The 17,656-nt window shown below is 46.4% G+C and carries 16 protein-coding genes; 9 read left to right on the top strand and 7 right to left on the bottom strand.

Annotated elements, in window-relative coordinates:
* Positions 1-114: 114 nt before the first annotated feature.
* Entirely contained in the window at positions 115-828 is a 714-nt protein-coding gene (gene ribE, locus QUB11_RS19480; RefSeq protein ID WP_333391442.1) for a riboflavin synthase, read from the bottom strand.
* Positions 829-1,453: 625 nt separating this feature from the next.
* Here ribE and QUB11_RS19485 point away from each other — a divergent pair.
* From QUB11_RS19485 to QUB11_RS19505, 5 genes are all read left to right on the top strand, one after another.
* Entirely contained in the window at positions 1,454-1,960 is a 507-nt protein-coding gene (locus tag QUB11_RS19485; protein ID WP_015176672.1) for a bifunctional nuclease family protein, read from the top strand.
* Between the two features lie 5 nt (positions 1,961-1,965).
* Complete coding sequence (locus QUB11_RS19490; protein WP_333391444.1) at positions 1,966-3,096, top strand: aldo/keto reductase; 1,131 nt, start codon at positions 1,966-1,968, stop codon at positions 3,094-3,096.
* 812 nt (positions 3,097-3,908) lie between these two features.
* Positions 3,909-7,139 carry a PAS domain-containing protein gene (locus tag QUB11_RS19495; protein WP_333391446.1) on the top strand — a complete coding sequence of 1,077 codons (3,231 nt, stop codon included), beginning with the start codon at positions 3,909-3,911 and terminating at the stop codon, positions 7,137-7,139.
* Positions 7,140-7,436: 297 nt separating this feature from the next.
* Positions 7,437-7,967: a hypothetical protein gene (locus tag QUB11_RS19500; RefSeq protein WP_333256187.1), complete on the top strand. Its 531-nt coding sequence runs from the start codon at positions 7,437-7,439 to the stop codon at positions 7,965-7,967.
* A 104-nt stretch (positions 7,968-8,071) separates the two neighbouring features.
* Positions 8,072-8,908 carry a DUF1963 domain-containing protein gene (locus tag QUB11_RS19505; protein ID WP_333198606.1) on the top strand — a complete coding sequence of 279 codons (837 nt, stop codon included), beginning with the start codon at positions 8,072-8,074 and terminating at the stop codon, positions 8,906-8,908.
* A gap of 171 nt (positions 8,909-9,079) precedes the next feature.
* Here QUB11_RS19505 and QUB11_RS19510 read toward each other — a convergent pair whose 3' ends face one another.
* Complete coding sequence (locus QUB11_RS19510) at positions 9,080-10,189, bottom strand: extracellular solute-binding protein (protein WP_333391448.1); 1,110 nt, start codon at positions 10,187-10,189, stop codon at positions 9,080-9,082.
* Complete coding sequence (locus tag QUB11_RS19515) at positions 10,186-10,383, bottom strand: phycobiliprotein lyase (RefSeq protein ID WP_333391450.1); 198 nt, start codon at positions 10,381-10,383, stop codon at positions 10,186-10,188. The genes QUB11_RS19510 and QUB11_RS19515 overlap by 4 nt, the downstream gene beginning before the upstream one ends.
* Before the next feature lie 123 nt (positions 10,384-10,506).
* Here QUB11_RS19515 and QUB11_RS19520 point away from each other — a divergent pair, with 123 nt between their 5' ends.
* The 3 genes from QUB11_RS19520 (at position 10,507) to QUB11_RS19530 (ending at position 12,923) form a co-directional block, all read left to right on the top strand.
* Entirely contained in the window at positions 10,507-10,665 is a 159-nt protein-coding gene (locus QUB11_RS19520) for a hypothetical protein (protein ID WP_333391452.1), read from the top strand.
* Positions 10,666-10,829: 164 nt separating this feature from the next.
* Positions 10,830-12,101 carry a transposase gene (locus QUB11_RS19525; RefSeq protein ID WP_333391454.1) on the top strand — a complete coding sequence of 424 codons (1,272 nt, stop codon included), beginning with the start codon at positions 10,830-10,832 and terminating at the stop codon, positions 12,099-12,101.
* A 423-nt stretch (positions 12,102-12,524) separates the two neighbouring features.
* Positions 12,525-12,923: a hypothetical protein gene (locus QUB11_RS19530; protein ID WP_333198614.1), complete on the top strand. Its 399-nt coding sequence runs from the start codon at positions 12,525-12,527 to the stop codon at positions 12,921-12,923.
* Between the two features lie 302 nt (positions 12,924-13,225).
* On the opposite strand, the gene cobT is transcribed toward QUB11_RS19530, so the two are convergent.
* The 4 genes from cobT to QUB11_RS19550 form a co-directional block, all read right to left on the bottom strand.
* Positions 13,226-14,332: a nicotinate mononucleotide-dependent phosphoribosyltransferase CobT gene (gene cobT / locus QUB11_RS19535; RefSeq protein WP_333391455.1), complete on the bottom strand. Its 1,107-nt coding sequence runs from the start codon at positions 14,330-14,332 to the stop codon at positions 13,226-13,228.
* An 87-nt stretch (positions 14,333-14,419) separates the two neighbouring features.
* Complete coding sequence (locus tag QUB11_RS19540) at positions 14,420-15,175, bottom strand: DUF2232 domain-containing protein (RefSeq protein ID WP_333391457.1); 756 nt, start codon at positions 15,173-15,175, stop codon at positions 14,420-14,422.
* Positions 15,176-15,432: 257 nt separating this feature from the next.
* Entirely contained in the window at positions 15,433-15,930 is a 498-nt protein-coding gene (locus QUB11_RS19545; protein WP_333198621.1) for a universal stress protein, read from the bottom strand.
* A 90-nt stretch (positions 15,931-16,020) separates the two neighbouring features.
* On the bottom strand, positions 16,021-16,734 hold the full coding sequence (locus tag QUB11_RS19550) for a Crp/Fnr family transcriptional regulator (protein WP_190663937.1): 714 nt from the start codon (positions 16,732-16,734) through the stop codon (positions 16,021-16,023).
* A gap of 658 nt (positions 16,735-17,392) precedes the next feature.
* On the opposite strand from QUB11_RS19550, the gene QUB11_RS19555 reads away from it, so the two are divergent.
* Positions 17,393-17,653 carry a hypothetical protein gene (locus QUB11_RS19555; protein WP_333198623.1) on the top strand — a complete coding sequence of 87 codons (261 nt, stop codon included), beginning with the start codon at positions 17,393-17,395 and terminating at the stop codon, positions 17,651-17,653.
* Positions 17,654-17,656 lie beyond the last annotated feature (3 nt).

Genomic DNA, 17,656 nt, shown 5'->3' on the forward strand with positions numbered 1-17,656 from the left:
CAATTATTGATAAAATAATTCGCGGATTACGCACCCGACAAATTTATTCTTTAGTCCGCGGAGGCGGACTTCGTTTGTATAGTAGCGGTTTCAACCGCCGAGTGTGATCTACGATTAAATAAATCCGTGTTCTGCTAAGAATTCTGGTGTAATTGTTCCCAAACTGTTGATTGTGGGGGTTTCTTCCCACGGTTCGGGATGGGATTTTGAGCCACTGCGGAGAAATTTGGCGACATATTTGCCCAGAATATCTGCTTCTAAGTTTACTAAACTTCCTGGTTGCAAATAGCTGAGGTTTGTCTCACCAAAACTGTGGGGAATGACAGCAACTTCAAACCAATTGCCGTCAGCATCGCAATCGGCCACGGTTAAGCTGATGCCGTTGACGGCGATGCTGCCCTTGGAAACGATGTAAGGTGCGATTTGACGTTGCCATCCCGAATTTGCTGTTGGTGGGGCAGTAAACCGCATCTCCCAAGCGTTGGCGGTTTGGGTTGATGTGGCTAAAGTGCCGATCGCATCTACGTGCCCCGTCACAAAATGTCCCCCCAATTTGCTACCGGCGCGCAGGGAGGTTTCTAGGTTCACAAAAGCATCGGGGAATGATCCCAGAGTAGTGCGGCGGAGAGTTTCTGGGGAAGCGACGGCGACAAAACCTTGGGGCAGAACTTCCACTACCGTCAAACAGACTCCATCCACGGCTACGCTGTCCCCAATGGCTAAATCTTGTAAAATCTGGTAGGAGTTGTTTGAGGTGCAGGAAATTTGGAAATAATCGTTGCCTAGCGACTTCAGTTTTCCGAGAGATTGAATTAGTCCTGTAAACATAAGTATTTTTCCTTAGTCGATCGCCTATTTACATCAAACCACAGTCACAAACCAGATGCAGGAGCTTTTTCTATCCCCCCTCTCCCTCTTTGTCAATTCTTTAATTTAAAATCGACAGTCCCCGATCAGTTGCAGATTCAGGCGAAGATCGAGTCATACTGGATTTAGGTCATCTTTATGTCCGAGTTTTCTACCGCCTTGCAGTTTCTTAATTCTGTCAGTAACCCAGCCCTAAAACCAGGGACTGAGCTTGTAAGAGCAATCGAAGCAAGCTGTGCTGACCAGCCTCAGCCTTAACTGGCTACGTTATTTGAGTCACGACACCGGAGAATGCGACGCTAGTTTTCCGCCCTGTCATTTGCAATTAAACAGTCTTAAGGTCACTGAGACAGTGTTGCAAGTCTAACAAGCTCTCATAACATTGACCGACAAGCGAACATTACCCCGAAAGGGAGCCGGAGACAACCATATCTCCAAAGAGGGGCAACCATACCCCTCTACCCCCGAAAGGGGAAAGGGGATTCAAGGTGGTGCTCACTGAGCGTAGTCGAATGTGTTGAAACCGCCCATGTTGTTTCCCTCTCAGGACTAAAGTCTCTGAGTTTCCCACTTACCGAGCATTTTTATGATTGAAATGAAAGTCGCTGGAATTGCCTTAGATGCAGCCACGCGCAGTCCTATTGTCTTATTGAGAGACGCTACTGAGCGACGCGCTTTGCCTATTTATATCGGTCAGGAGCAAGCAAAGGCTATTATTAGCGCGATCGAAGGTCACAAGCCTCCTCGACCCTTAACTCACGATCTGATGGTCAATTTTTTAGAGGCATGGAGTCTTACCTTGGAGCGCATAGTTATTCACTCGCTGCAAGATAACACATTCTATGCCGTCCTGATCGTCCGTCAGGGAGAAGTTAAAAAAGAGATCGATGCCCGACCTAGCGACGCGATCGCCCTAGCCCTGCGAACGAACTGCCCCATCTGGGTGATGGAAGAAGTTGTCGCCGATGCTTCGATACCGGTCGATCGAGATGCTGATGAGGCAGAACGCCGCGCCTTCCGGGAATTTATCTCAAACCTCCGTCCAGAGGATTTGATTAAGAGAAGCGGCTTGGGCCCAGGCGAAACTTCCTAACCTTTATGCGCTATCGACGGTTTGGCAAAACGGAGTTGCACCTGTCGGTATTTTCCTTGGGAACCATGCGCTATTTGGCTTCTGAGGAAACTGCCTGTCAGACTGTACAACAGGCGGTGTCTCTGGGAATCAATCACCTGGAAACGGCGGCGGGTTACGGTTGCAGCGAGGAATATCTTGGCGCGGCCCTTTCGGCTGGTTTGTCTGTCGATCGATCGCGCCTCCACATCACTACAAAAATTTCCCCAACCGAGGATGCAGCAGCAATGGAACGCTGCATCGACGCATCCCTCAAACGCCTGAATTTAGACTATATCGATTGTCTGGCAATTCACGGTTTGAATACTTGGGAACATTTGGCGATGGTGCGATCGGCCACAGGCTGCATGCAAGCAGTACGCAAAGCCCTGGCTGATAATCGCATTCGGCACGTCGGCTTTTCGACTCACGGGCCTCTGGATCTGATTTTGGCTGCAATCAATACAGATTTGTTTGAATTTGTCAATCTGCATTACTACTATTTTTTTCAGCGCAACGCCCCGGCAATTGAACTCGCCCATCACAAAGATATGGGCGTTTTCATCATTTCCCCGGCAGACAAAGGAGGGCAACTCTACACGCCCCCGGAAACTCTCGCACAATTGTGCTCGCCTTTCTCGCCCTTAGAGTTAAACTATCGGTTTTTACTTAGCGATACTAGGATTGGAACTTTGAGTGTGGGCCCTGCAAATGCGACAGAATTAGAGCAACCCCTGAAATATTGCGATCGCGACTGTCCCCTCACCAACGCCGAAATCGCTGCGTTCGATCGGCTAGAATCTGTTATTGCAGCCACTTTGAAAACCGACAAATGTAGCCAGTGCTATGCCTGTTTACCTTGCCCGGAAAACATCAACATTCCCGAAGTATTGCGACTCCGCAATCTCGCCGTCGGGTGCAACATGACTGACTTTGGCAAATACCGCTACGCCATGTTTGAAAATGCCGGACACTGGTTTCCCGGCAACAAAGGCAACCGCTGCACCGATTGTGGCGAATGTTTGCCCCGGTGTCCCGAAGAGTTAGACATCCCAACTTTGCTCAAAGATACTCACCAGCGACTGGGCGGCAAAGCAGGCAGGCGGTTGTGGGATTGAAACAAAGGTGAAGCAGGGAAAAGGTCGATCGAGCGTATCTAAAGTTTTGCAATAATTACGCTAAACTTTGGTTTAACCTTACATCTTGCACCATTCTCCAGAACAGGCAAGATGCCTGTTCCACAAAGAATTAATTTCTTGTGGGGAGTAGGGGTTGGGCAGGATGCCCACCCATAAAAACCTGATTGAGAATGGTGCAACATCTCTGTTTAACTGAATTTACGATACAGTCGATCGATAAACTACTTCGTTTTACGACAGTATGTGAGAGCATCCCGATTTTGCAAAAAGCGTTTTTGAGGAATGGGAGTATCTTGCACAGCCAAGCCTACATCTAACTGCGAGCACTCCTGTGAAAGCACTCGTTTGGATGCTCCGAACCAACTGTAAATAGGAGCCGATAGTATATGTAAAAACAGCTAAATAAGATAATCTGATTAATACCTAGAAACTGATTTATTTGAGAAGGTCCCAGTCATTTTATTGCTTGGTTGGCGGCGAGAGGCAACAATTTTATGATGATATCATGTCCGCTCGATTAACCATAATATCCCAGTAGGGGCGGGTTTTTGAGATTGTCAATTATTGGCAAGGCAGGTATTGTTGGTGAGGGGAACCCCTACAAAAATCGCTGTCGCTCGACCGGATAGGATATGAGTGATTAACCGAACTCGATATAAAATCTAAAATCGTTCAACTGAGCGCTCACGCCGAAGTCTAAAATCTAAAATCTAAAATCTAAAATCTAAACTTGATTGCCTTCCCGATTAATTGATCGCCTGTCATCTATAACCGATCCCGCATCTACTACTATGGCTCATACTCAGTTAAACGACAGCCAGCCAAATTGTCTGCAGCAAACTAAAGTTGCGACTTCCGAAAGAAGATTGAAAGCAGCTTTCAAGCCGTGTACCTACAACTTATCTGTTACCAGAAAACAGCTAATCGGACTGCTGACTTTACAAACAATCTTGCCCGTCGGACTAACGGCTGCAGCACTTTGGCTAACATCGGCAGTTGGAAGCAATCAACTGCAAAATCAAGCTAAATCAGAACTGAGCCTTAGTGAAATTAACTACAATCTCCAACTCGATCGCGCCGCCGACCGTTTGCAAAACTCCTCTGACAGCAAAACGATCGCCCAAATAGCCTTATCTTACAACAGCGGTAAAAAAGTATCAGATTTGCAAAAATCTGTCAAGCAAATTCTAGAAAATCAAGTCAAAACAGGGGAAATAGACAGCGCGGCCTTAGTTGGAAAAAACAGGCAGATAGTGGTTAGCGTCAACCCCAGCCAAAAGGGAAAAAGTTTTAACCTGCAAAAAATAGTCGATCGAGTATTCGCTACAAAAAACCCAATTACAGCTACCGAAATCCTTGCCAAATCGGAAGTTCAGGAACAATTGGGATCTTTGCCCCCCGGAAAGGGATCTCGACCTGTTCTCCTCCACTACGCAGCAATTCCCATAAAAGATCCCAAAAATCAGACAGTGATTGCTGCCTTAGTTTTAGGAAAAATTATCAGCAAAACTTCGGCAGTTGCTAGCACCGAAACCCTCAAATTACAAGACGGCGGATATCAGGCTATCTACGCACCGCTGGCTGACGGCAAATTTGTCTTGGCAAGTTGGCCAGCAGTTACAAAAAACCAACAGTTACCAGACTTGCTGGCAGAGAAATCGCTGCTGAAATCTGCACTCGCCGCCGGCGGCAAACCAGTCGCCGGAAACGTACAAACAGGCAGTCAAACTCATGCAGTAGCTGCCAAATCCCTCGGCAATTTAGCCGGGAAACCCGCAGCAATTTTAGTGCGATTTATCCCCAAAACCTCGATCGCAACTTGGTGGGAAAACAACTGGCTGCTGGCCATGTCTGCGACTGCCATTGTTCCCTTCGCCTTGGGAGTTGCCGTCACTCGCCGGATTGCCAAACCCGCTAACTCGGATTTATCAACAGCAGAGGGGAATTGGGCATTTAACTCCAGCGCCGAACTGCCGCAGCAATCGCGGACATTTGATATAATTTATGACAATTTAAATTTCGGCGAATTCCCCGATTTATTTCCCAAAAAATCGAGTTTAGATGGTCAATTAGCCGTAGATTTTCGATATAATAAAAAATTGGCGGGCGCTCGCCCGATCGCAAATCCCCACATCCCGCTCGCTTTCCAACCCCTAGAATTGCCCGAAAACTCCGTCTCAAACCAGTCGCGGCAGGTAAATACAGAAAATACAGAATTAGAAAAAAGCGCGATCGCCTTAAATCTAGTCCAGGAAGCTTGGCAAGACTTAAATCGCCTCAACTTGGAATTGCAGCCAGAAATACTCGATCGCCAAAACACTCAAAAAGCCCTGCGAAAGAGCGAAGCACTGCTGCAAGCGATTTTAGACAACTCAACAGCAGTAATTTACATCAAAGACCTTGACGGAAAATACCTGCTCACCAACCGCCATTTTGACAATTTGTTCGACATCACCAAAGAGCAAATAACAGGTAAAACTGATGGCGATATTTTTCCCCTAGACTCTTCAGCAGCCTTGCGAGAAAACGACCTGAAAGTTCTCGAATCCTCCTCGCCTCTAACCATCGAAGAAATCATCCCTCAAGACGACGGCCCGCACACTTATATTTCTCTGAAATTTCCCCTCTGCAACTCCAAAGGTAAAGCTTATGCAGTCGGTACAATTTCTACAGATGTGAGCGATCGCAAACTGGCCGAACTCACCCTAGAAAAAGCCAAAGCAGAACTAGAAATAGAAGTCGAACAGCGCACCCTATTCCTCAAACAAGCCAACGAACTCTTGCGGTTTGAACTCGCCGCCAGAGTCCGCGGCGCCATCACAGTCAGACAAATGACGGCTCAAGTAGCCCGACACGCCAGAACAGTTGACGGCATTCTCGGCGCTTCTCTTGACCTAATTTTTCTAGTAGATCGATCGGGAAAATACACCTATGTCAGCCGCACCGCCGCTCAAGCTGCCGGCATGAACCCCAGAGAAATGATTGGCAAAACCTGGCAGGAATTAGGCTGGTCGCCAACAATTATGCAGCGGGTTCACCAAGAATGCGACGGCCTATTTGCCACAGCCGAGCCCGTGAAAGGCGAAGTAATTGTCCCCACGGCAAGCTGGGGAACCCGCGACTACGAGTACATTCTCAGCCCGCTTTGTGCGACAGACGGCAGCGTCGAAGCGGTGGTGGCGACACTGCGGGATATCACCGAACGCAAAGACGCTGAGGAAGCATGGCAGTTGGCCAAAGAAGCCGCAGAACTCGCCAACCGCGCCAAGAGTGCTTTTCTGGCAAACATGAGCCACGAGTTACGCACTCCCCTCAACGCGATTATCGGCTACAGCGATATGCTAGCGGAAGATGCCGAAGAGTTAGGCAACTTACAGGTAGTCTCGGATTTAGACAAAATTCGCACTGCTGGCAAACACTTGCTGCGCCTAATTGACGACATTCTAGACATTTCCAAAATTGAAGCTGACAAGATGGAGATTTACCTCGAAAGCTTCGATGTTGGAGGCTTAATCGAGGAGGTGGTAACAACTATCAAACCGCTAATGGATAAAAACGGCAATACTTTGGAAGTATTGAGTTCTGACAATATCGGCGCCATGCACGGCGATTTGATGAAAGTGCGACAGGTAATGCTGAATTTGCTCAGCAATGCTGCTAAATTTTCTGCTAATGGGAGGATCGTGCTTACTGTCGAAAGAATTACCAGTGAAGAATTAAAAAATAAATATCAACCGAGAGTTGCTCAAATGTTAATTTTGGATGCAGATTTTTTAATTTTCCGAGTGACGGACACGGGTATCGGCATGACATTAGAGCAGCAAGAGCGCCTGTTCCAACCTTTCACTCAAGCGGACAATTCAACTACTCGCAAGTACGGCGGTACGGGTTTGGGGTTGGCTATCAGTCAGCGTTTTTGTCAGATGATGGGCGGCGATATTGAAGTTACTAGCGAGTTAGATTGCGGTTCTACTTTTACTGCTTGTCTGCCTGCTTCATTGTTTAGGCGATCGGAATTTTAACAATGAAAGCAGCAGCAATAAGAGTCGGGGGTTGAAACCGCTACTATACAAACAATGTCCGCCTCCGCGGACTGAATAATAATAAAATTAACTTGTTCCCAGGCTCTAGCCTGGGAACCTAAATCTAGAGGCTCTGCCTCGCTTGGAAACATGGAGGCAGAGCCTCCGGATCTGCGTTACTAGGCTCCAGCCTAGTAACGAGTAATTTAAAAAATTATCTGCGTTTATCCGTGTTTATCTGCCTTACATCTGCGGTTTCTGTATCAATGAATGATTTATGCAATCTTGTCTAATAATATGATGAATTACCACAATTTTAGCCACAGAAATCAAGTTTACCGCCGCAGGCACGGCATTTTGACAAAAAGTTTATTTTTGTTCCCGATCGCCTGTGCTGCGTGCCTCGGAGCCTTCCTGTGGGAGCAATCTGCGGCTTTTTCCCAGGAGCCTGTCTGCCCGACTGGCAGCGCTGTTAATTTCCCGTCGCCCCCGCTTTCGCAAACGGAAAAAAGCGTGCCGAGTCTGTGGTTAGCTCAAAAACAGTTTGGCGGAAAATTGCTCGATCGCTGGTTTGTCGATCCCGGTAATACTTGGGTAATTATCATAGTCAACCGCCAACTTTGGAGTTTGCTCGATTATATGGAACGCTATCAGTTTGTTAACCGCTTTGGCACTGTCGCCAACGATTATGGTTACAATGTGCGAGTTTGCAACCGTCAAGGCACTGCTTTGGCAGTTTATTCGTGCAAGGGCGATCGGCTTGACTGTCGGATTGAGTTAGAATCTCTCTCAAATCCAGGTCTTCGAGGAAGGGTGAAAGGCTTTTAGTAGGGTGCGTCAGCCGCGAGTAATTTTCTGGATAATCGATAAATCAAGAGCTGACGCACAGTGCATTTGAGTTGACAAATGCAGTTTATAATACGTAGTAAAAAATGAAAACAAACCTTGATCTTCCTGCTGAATTAGAACCGTTTCGCCAAGAAATTGAAAGTTCAGAAAAGCCTGTTATCAAAATCACTTACGAACGAAAGGGGACTGATTTCTGGTCAAGCAAATTTGGCGGAGTGCCTTACTTGCCGAAAGGTTACGATTTTCCCAAAGATAGTGATGGAAAATATATGCACCTTTTGGCACAACTCAATTTTGAGGAAATCTTTGCCCAAGTGCCATATTTAGCGCCTTTCCCCAAAAAAGGAATTTTGCAGTTTTATATCGGTGACACAGATTTGTATGGCATGGATTTAGACAATTTGGAGAACCAAAAAGATTTTAAAATATTGTATTTTCCCGAAACTGACACAAATAATTGTCAAACACATTTTGCTTTTTTGTTGGATCAAGAACTTAAGGAATTTTCACCTCTAAACTATAAATACGTGAATAATCCGCAAGAATGTTTGGCTTTACAGTTTAGTCCTGACTATGAGTGGGTTTGCCCAGAAGACTATCAAATTACTAAGATTTTGGAAGCACCAAAAATTAAACAATTCTTTGATATAATTGAGGTAGATGATTACAAATTAAATGATTGGTATTATGATAATTTATACGAGATTCACCATAAAATAGGGGGATACGGCTACTTTACGCAAACTGACCCTCGTGAGTATAGCCCGCAATACCAAGACCATAAAATTGTAGTCTTACACATGATTAGTGATGATGAAATTTGTTGGGGTGATGATGGAGTAGGCAACTTTTTGATTCGTGCTGAGGACTTAGAAAAATTAGATTTTTCTCAGGTGATTTATAATTACGATTGTTATTGAAATTAAAATACTAACACTTTCCGCTCCTGCGGTTTTGTTTGTTATTTCACTGCCGTTTGTTGCTTTGCTACACACACAAGGCTGGTGACTGCCGAACCCTACGGTTTAAGGTGCGTCAGTTTTGATAATTTTCTCGGCGCTTTTGGACTGGTGACTGACGCACCCTACATTTTAACTTCTCACTACTTGCCTAGTTTCTTGCCAGAGCGATCGATACAGCGAGATCCCCGCATCCCCAAAAGGCAGCATAAAGTCGCTAGCAGCAAGAATCTTAGCATCCGGCAACAACACAGGATTGGTGCGAACAGCTTCCGGTAAATCTTCTGGTTTCATGCCGACAATTATGGGCGAACTAGCCTTAGCCAGCAAAGATAATTGAGGAGCAACCCGAGGTTGTAAGCAAAAATCAATCCATTTTTCCACTAAAGAAACTGGATTCCCTGATGCTGGTTGTACCCACAAATCTGTCCAAAGTGCAGTTCCCGAAACCGGAACTACTAAAGCAATATCCTTTTGAGTTTGCAGCAGTGGCAGCAAGTCTCCAGATGAACCTACTGCCAACCAAGTATCGCCTAAAATTAATGGTTGCAGGTAAGCGTCAGAACTATAAAGTTTAACTTGTTGGTGCAAATTTGCGAGTTCTTTTTTGAGATTTGGGACTTGATCTAATTGCTGCGTATTGTAAGATTTTCCGAGTTTTTTTAATGTTAAACCAATAACTTCTCTGGCACTGTCGGGCAGAGAAATTCGATCGCGCAATTCGACTCGCCACAAGTCTTTCCAATCTGTCGGAGTCCACCCCAAAGCCTTAAATTTGTCGGTTCGATAGGCAATTACCGTACTTCCCCAGCGGTAAGGTGCAGCCCACACTTTACCTTGAGGATCTAATTTACCCTCATCGTTGCGCCTGACGAGTTTTTGCCATCTTTCGGGCAATTGTTCCCAATTATCAAACTTAGCAGGATCGATCGGCTTAATCAATTTTTGCCTAATTGCCAAAGTCAGCCAGTAATCTCCCAACATCACCAAGTTAGCTTGATTTTTGGATTCGGGAACCCGTTTCCACTCCTGCAACAGGGCGAATAATTCTTTTAATTGTGCTTCTTGCGTTACCTGTAAAAGCGGAGACGGTTGTACATCGCGCCTAAATTTGCTTACCAGTTGGGCCGGAATACCGTTTTTGAGCGATCGAATTTTGAGAATGGGCTTCGAGTCGCACCCTGCCGCCAATTGACTTAAAGTTAGGGTGGCGGCCCCCAATAGCAAAGACCTTCGTTTCACCTGTCAATCCGCTTTTCTAAATATTGACCGATCGTTTTGTGTTCTGCAGCCGAGGAAATAATTGTTTGTCGAGTCCGGTAGTTGGCGCCGATTTGTCTTATTTCTTTTTCAAACACAGAGCCATTGTACTCGGTTCTGCTGCCAAGAGAGTCGGTTTGACCGAAACCATCCAGGATACAATCCCCCGGATTCATTCCGAAAGCAGAGTCAGGACCGAGAAATAAAAAACCTGTATCCGATGAAACTTGCCGAACGTATTTATCTCGCGCAAGTCAATGCTTCAATTCTTTAATCTTTAATCTAAAATCTAAAATCGATTGGCTCTTGCCCTGATTTTACCTTCTACATTGTCGATCGAGCTTTCCGATGCCGAAAACTCCGTCAACTTAACGCCTAATTTCTCTGATCCAAGTTCCTTTGAGCCAGTTTTGCTCGTCAGCCGGGTCGATCGACTGCATCTGTGTTACATTTTTTAACTATTCGAGGGGGTCTGGGGGAGCAATAAGTCCCACACCATAATCTTTGATTTGGTGTTGCGATACATGGACGCCCCCAGACCGATTTTATCCGGTCAATCAGGCGTGAAATCGGTAGCATATGTAGGTTTATAGACCCGTAGTTCTGTGTTAGAGTTGACTGTATGACTCTGATCATGAACTACTGCTACCGAATTTATCCCGACGCCAACCAAGAAGAAACGATGCTTCATTGGTTGGAAATTTATCGCAAGGTTTATAACTACGCTTTGCGAGAAATCAAAGATTGGGTCAATTCGCGTAAATGTAGTTTGGATTATTGTTCGCTGGAGAGAGAATACATCATTCCAGCCGACAAGCCATTCCCTACCTATTACGCTCAACAGAACGAACTTCCCAAAGCGAAGAAAAAGTTCCCGTTGTTGGGCGAAGCCCCTTCTCAAGTTCTGCAAACTACCATTCGCAGATTGCATGACGCTTGGAATTATTTTCAGTCGCGGGGGTTTGGCTTTCCTCGCTTCAAGAAGTTTGGACAAATCAAGTCCATGCTGTTTCCTCAATTCAAAATCAACCCCATTACGGGATGGCAGATAAGCTTGCCCAAAGTTGGGAAGATGCCTATCAACTTGCATCGACCTATCCCAGAGGGGTTTGTGGTTAAGCAAGCACGGGTTTTGAGGAAAGCTGATAGGTGGTTCGTTGTAGTGACAATTGAGTCTGATATGTCGATACCTGACGCTCAACCGCAGGTCGATGCGCTGGGTATCGATTTGGGACTGTCCAAGTTTTTGACAACCTCGGATAAAGAGTTTATTGCTAGACCCCGATTCTTGACATCTTTGTACCGCAAGCTGGAATTGCTGCAACGTAAGTATGCCAGAACGAAAAAGGGTTCTAAGAACCGTGAGAAAGCTCGAATCAAGGTTGCCAGATTCCACAACCACATCGCTAGAGTTCGGAAGGATTGGCAATTCAAACTGGCTAACCATTTGTGTACCAAGGAAGGTATTGGGATGGTCTTTGTTGAGGACTTGAACTTGAAAGCGATGTCCAGGGGGATGTTGAGAAAACATACCTTGGATGCTGCTTTTGGTCAATTTCTCAATCTGCTGGAGTGGGTGGCTAAAAAGCATCAAATCTACTTCCTCCGGGTCAATCCAGATGGAACATCTCAAACTTGCCCTAAGTGCAACACGCATACGGGTAAAAAAGAGCTTTCCGAACGAGTTCATAGATGTGGTGAGTGCGGATACGAAACAGATAGAGATCATGCAGCATCAGAAGTCATTAGGTTGCGTGGTTTGGAACTCATCAGTACGCAAGGACTTTGCGGAATAGAAAACGCCTATGCAGTCGGTCTGCCGGGGATTGATGAAAGTCAGTCGGCGTCAGAGGCGAAATCCCGCAAGGGGAAAACTAGGAAAACCCAGCAGTGATGTTGGGAAGCCCACACCATAATCTTTGATTTGGTGTGGGAGGATGTCACTAACTAAAAAAACTAAAAATCCACTCATCTGAATCCTGAAAGCACGGGCGAGAGCGAAGTCAATCTAATAGGACGCTCTGCGATCCGACTCTCAGAAACCAGACGTTTTAACTCTGATTGAAGGTTTGAACCAAGAATGGGGGTTAACCCACCCGGTTGCTCTGTCCAAGACTATGTAAAACCTAAAATCTAAAATCTAAAATCGACTCACCAATGGCGAGCGATTATCTTCAAGCTGGCTCCCTAAATCTACCGTCAGGATTAGGAACACAACAATTACGTCAAAAATTAAATAATTTAGTGATAAATCCAAGTTATGTAAAGATTTACCTAAAATGTAAAGATATTAAGTTACGAGCCAAAGGATGATTGTATGGAAGCGCTCCGCCAGCAAGTTACAGTATTGAGCCAACAAGTCGAGGCCCTCTACAAACTCATAGAAAACCTCAATGAAAAGCTCTTGGAGTCTGCCAAGGAGACGAAGCTGACCCAGCAACAGAGAAACGATCGCTCTGGAACGGTAGGAAATGACAAAACCTCGCCCTATAAAAGCTACAGCAGTCTCGACGGCCTCCTCGAACACAAAGACATACTGTTAGATGACAGCTACTTCGACAAAAATTCTCAAAGCTTGGAAAAAGAGCTGAGCGCAGAGATTCAAATCCAGCGCTTAACAGCTCAGCTAACAGCAGCTTACAATCGAATTGCCGCCTTGGAAGAACAGTTGCTCTCCAAAAGAATGCACTCGCAACATCTAGGCGGGCCTAATTAAATATTGCTACCGGGTATCGGGTATTAATTTCAGAAAAAATACAATTTGCGTCGATTTATGCTCGTCTACTTATAGAGTGATTGTAGGGAGTTTTTGGTCTCGCACAAGTAGGATGGAAATAGCATATTAAGGCGAGATTTGGTATAGAAATAGCAATCCTCTTTGTTTGGTGAACAAGATTTTTTTTGATGAACCGCAGAGGGCACAGAGGGCGCAGAGAGAGAGCAGAAAGAGCAGAAAGAGCAGAAAGAGCAGAAAGAGAGAAGTTCGCAAATCCGGGATCGATTGCTATAACTACGTACTTAATTTTTAACTTCACACCGCGAGGCTAAAGCTTCAACAGCGTGGAGGAGTTGAGTTGGAGTCCAATTTGCAGTCAAGCCACTGGCGATCGCACACGCTCCGGCACCGACACCTTCCTTAACATAGCCGCGATCGTAAGCTTGCAGTTGCCCGTAGCGAGATCCAGCAAAACTTAGCTGCGCCGCCAACAGAGGCACACCGCCGATATCATTAGCAAGTCCTACAGTGTCTCCTGTAGGGTCTTCGGCCACCCAGCGCGTAGTCCCCACCGCGACTTGTTCGGGACTCCATAGCAGAGCATATTCACGGGCTAAGGCTTCCATCAAAGCGTACACTGCCAGCATTTGCGTGCCCCCGGCCAGAAGCACCCCGCAAGTCCGACTCGCGGCGATCGCCATTCCCGCCACCGCTATTTGCATCGGATCGCCTACCGCCGCTACCAATTCCAAGGGAGTGCTGTTTTGTCCGCCCATTTCCCACTCGGCATTATTGAGTCCCGCTGTCACTGCAGCCAATTTTTGAGCGTGATTGCAGCGAGGATGAGAACTATTAACTTTGCCCGCCGCTGCAATACCCAAACCCATTAACACGCCCAAAGCAGTAGTCGTTCCCCCAACTACGCACTCCCCTAAAATTAAATAGCTACCATTAGTTTGAGCAGCCAATTTAGCTCCCCAAATTAATCCTTGTTCGAGCAAATGTTTGACTGTTTCGAGTTCTAAAGCATTCCCAGAAATCAGACACTTTGCCGGAGTGCCGCCCAAATCAATTGCAGGTACGGGAGGTGGGAGGGGCAAACCAGCATTAAATAGGTAAAGCGGAAGTTCCAAAGCTTCGACTACAGCGCGAGATATTAGTACGGGCGAGGCACCCGCTTCTAGGGGCGGCAAAGGATATTGGGGCGACGGTTGGGGGCCGTTATACAAAAATTCTGCATCGGCTAAACAAGTAAATTGTCGATCGTGCGGGGTTGCTCCTGCTGCTGAAATTCCCGGAATTAAGCCAGTAGCGGTAAATCCTAACACGCAGGCAAATATCGGTTTTCGTCCCCGATAGCGATCGAGCCATCGCTGCCCCTGTTCTATTTCTGTATAAATACCAATCATAAATTAGTCATTAGTCATTAGTTATTAGTTATTAGTCAACAGTCAACAGTCAACAGTCAACAGTCAACAGTCAACAACTCCCAATAACTACTCTTCATAATCGATCAAAACTTGCACCCAGCTTGGCGGCCGCGGAATTGGGTTTCCCAAACGATCTAATAGCAGCAAAGCTACTAAATGCACTACAAATAAATAGACAATATTGTTAACCAAAATCATCCCGGCGGCGATCGCCCCAATTGTGTTCAAACTCGGTACATTAAGCCAGCCCAGCTTCACAAACACCCATTCCACCATCTCTGTTACCTGGGCCGTTACGTAAACCCATAGATCTTGACCCACCAACGCTGACAGCAGCCAAAACCGAAAAAAGAAGCCTACAGTACCAATGAGAGCGCCCACACTAATAGAGAGTGACCAACTCGCTTTACGCCTCCAAAGTCCTCCCAGCGCAACTCCCATAATTCCAAAAGGCATCACGTATAAAATGCTCCGTGTCGGGCCCATCAGTACCGACAGCAGCAAGCCCGATACCAAAGCTGCCATCCAAGCTGCTCGGTTGCCCCAGCGCAAGTAAACTAGGGCGATGGGTATCGGGAAAAACACCCGCAGCAAAGGCCCCAGCGGAAAGTAATAATTTACCAGCCAAATTAAGCTAGCGGTACTTGCCAAAAAAGCCGTTTCTACCAGCCTTAAAGGCGCTTCCCCAGAGATGTGCTTCCCCGGATCGGGATTTGGGCGCTCGCCAGCCATTGCTGAAATATCGGCGGTTTGCGGGTCGTTATTTGTACTGGGTGAACTGCCGGAATTAGACGCAGCATCTGCTGACAAAAAATCACTCATCCGATTTTAGATTTTAGATTTTAGATTTTAGATTTTACGGGACTTGCGCCCCATACGGCTGATTCCCGATTTTCCGATTTTAGATTTTAGATTTTAGATTTTAGATTTTACGGGACTTGCGCCCGATACGGCTGATTCCCGGTTTCAGTGTTTGGATGCCTCGCCGCCACATTTAATATTGCTCGCAGAAACCGGGTTTCGGTAGGAACGCAAGTCTTATTTTAGATGGATTTTCTCAGCAAAAATTTTCAGCAGCATTATTTTTCGATTTTGGCTTCCTGGATTACCAAAACCGAACAAGATGCGTGGTGAACGACATAATTACTGACGCTGCCGAGGAAAGCTTCTGCGAACCCCGTGCGGCCACGCCTCCCCAACACTATTAAATCTGCGCCCCAATTTTCGGCGGATTCACAGATACAATGCCCCGGATCGCCGTCCTTTTTGCAGTCAAATTCTACCTGCAATCCTTTTTTTGCGGCAGCGTCGCAGTAATTTTTCAGCAAACCCGAAGCGTGTTTTACGTCGCTTTCCAGCCGCAAACGTTGAGCTTGATAAGCTTGATCCATTAACTCGACATTCATGCCCAAATCTACCGGAATTGGCACTGCCGTCTCCCCCATGGTGCTGACAGTAACGCAGTTAAATAGCATCACCTGGGCGCGATCGTTCAGAGCTAATTCTAAAGCTTGAGTGAAGACGCGGTGACCGAGTTCAGAATCATCTAAGGCGGCGAAAATTTTCTTAAAACTCACAGCTTTACCTCCTGCGGGAAATCATTAATATCAGTTAGTTAACAGAGAGTGCTTTTGAATGAGATTCAATAAAAGCAAACTCTGATACTTCTACACTAACAGACGCTCTAAGGCGTGCAGGTCGGGAATGCACAAAACGTCACGTTCGCGCTGAATAGTTCCTTTTTTTTCCAACTTGCTCAGCACTCGCGTTACTGTTTCGCGAGCCAGCCCGCTGAGGCTGCTCAGTTCTCTGTGTGGCAGGTTCGGTATTTCTGTACCTCCTGTTTCCAGGATTTTTTTGCCTTGTCCCTCGGCCAAAAATAATAGAATATCTGCTACTCGCGAGGTACTGTCCGACTCTCGCAAACGCAGGCGGCGGTTGACTTGTCGCAGGCGACGCGCCATCAGTTGAGCTAGCCGAATGCCTGCTAGCGGCTCGGTATGAATGAGCTGCACAAAATCCTGAGATGGCATATTGCCGATCAGTGTCGGGGCTAGGGTGATCACATCTGTCGATCGCGGTGCTTCTTCGATCGCGGCCATTTCCCCGAATAATTCTCCTTTCCCTAAAATATTCAGTGTTACTTCTTTTCCGTCTAGGTTGTAGGTGCGAATTTTCACCCAACCATCCAATATAAAATACACTGATGTTCCCCAGTCATTTTCTAGTAAAATCACTTGATTCGACGGATGACTGCGGGTAACGATGTGGACAGTTGCTCTCTCGATTACAGGATCGGGTAATCCTGCAAAAAACGGAGTAGAAACTATCAATTGATTTATATTTGAATTCGGATCTCGGGTGTTAAAGCGGTCTTCCATGAGGCCATCATTTTAATTTACGCGCTTGATCTGCGCTGGGCAGTTAGAAATAGCTTGCAGCCGAGTCATTCGATTTGAGAAACAAGATTTGAGAAACAAGGATCTAAAATCGGCAATTTTACCTCTAAAGTTTTGCGGTCAAAGGCCCAATATGGGAATTAATGGCCTCAAGCTCTGATTGGGAGCTAGAAACCAAAGAATATACCATAATTTTTTAGATATATACCACTGAGCAAATTTTATTAACAAAATTTTAGCAATGTGGCAAACGACTGAGCCGATCGAATTACCGAAGACAAGCACTTCGCGAAGACAAGCTTAACACTGCTGAGAGATTTGTTGTCACTCTCGCCCTGCAGTCGATCGGCACAATGCACCAGCACAAGCCGGAAAGCACGGTAGACAGATCCCAAATCCGAGCAACTGCCTAGAACCTGGCAAATGTCAGCACGAGCGGCAAAATCCACAGCCATTGCGAGCCTAAAGACTGGCGCACTTGGCGAGCGAAACCCACCCACTTCCAGCAAACTTTTCTGCTACCCCAAGATTATTGTACCATTAGTATCTAGCCATCAATACAGAGAAAAGGCTATGATAAAAGGTTACTCAAACCGACTCAACGGGGACAATCCCGAATCTCGGCATCCCAAATCGCAAATTGTTTGAGGTTTTTTCCAAGTCGGTGAAAGCTCAAGAGACAGTGGCGCGCCACCATGCTAACGAAACTCGCGGTGACAGTGTGCGGCCCGCCGTTTCAGCCGGTGAAGGCAAAAGTTCGTCGGGATCGCAGCTATTCCGAGCAGGAATCAGCCTCCGGGCAGGGAAACTCGCCCCTGAGTCGCAGAATTTGAAAGCACTTGGAATTGATAGAAGCGGGCATTTGGTGCGGAAGTACCGGCTAACCTATGATAGGCAATAGAAG

Origin of the sequence: Microcoleus sp. B6-A1, from assembly GCF_036705085.1 — a bacterium.
Taxonomy (GTDB): domain Bacteria; phylum Cyanobacteriota; class Cyanobacteriia; order Cyanobacteriales; family Microcoleaceae; genus Microcoleus.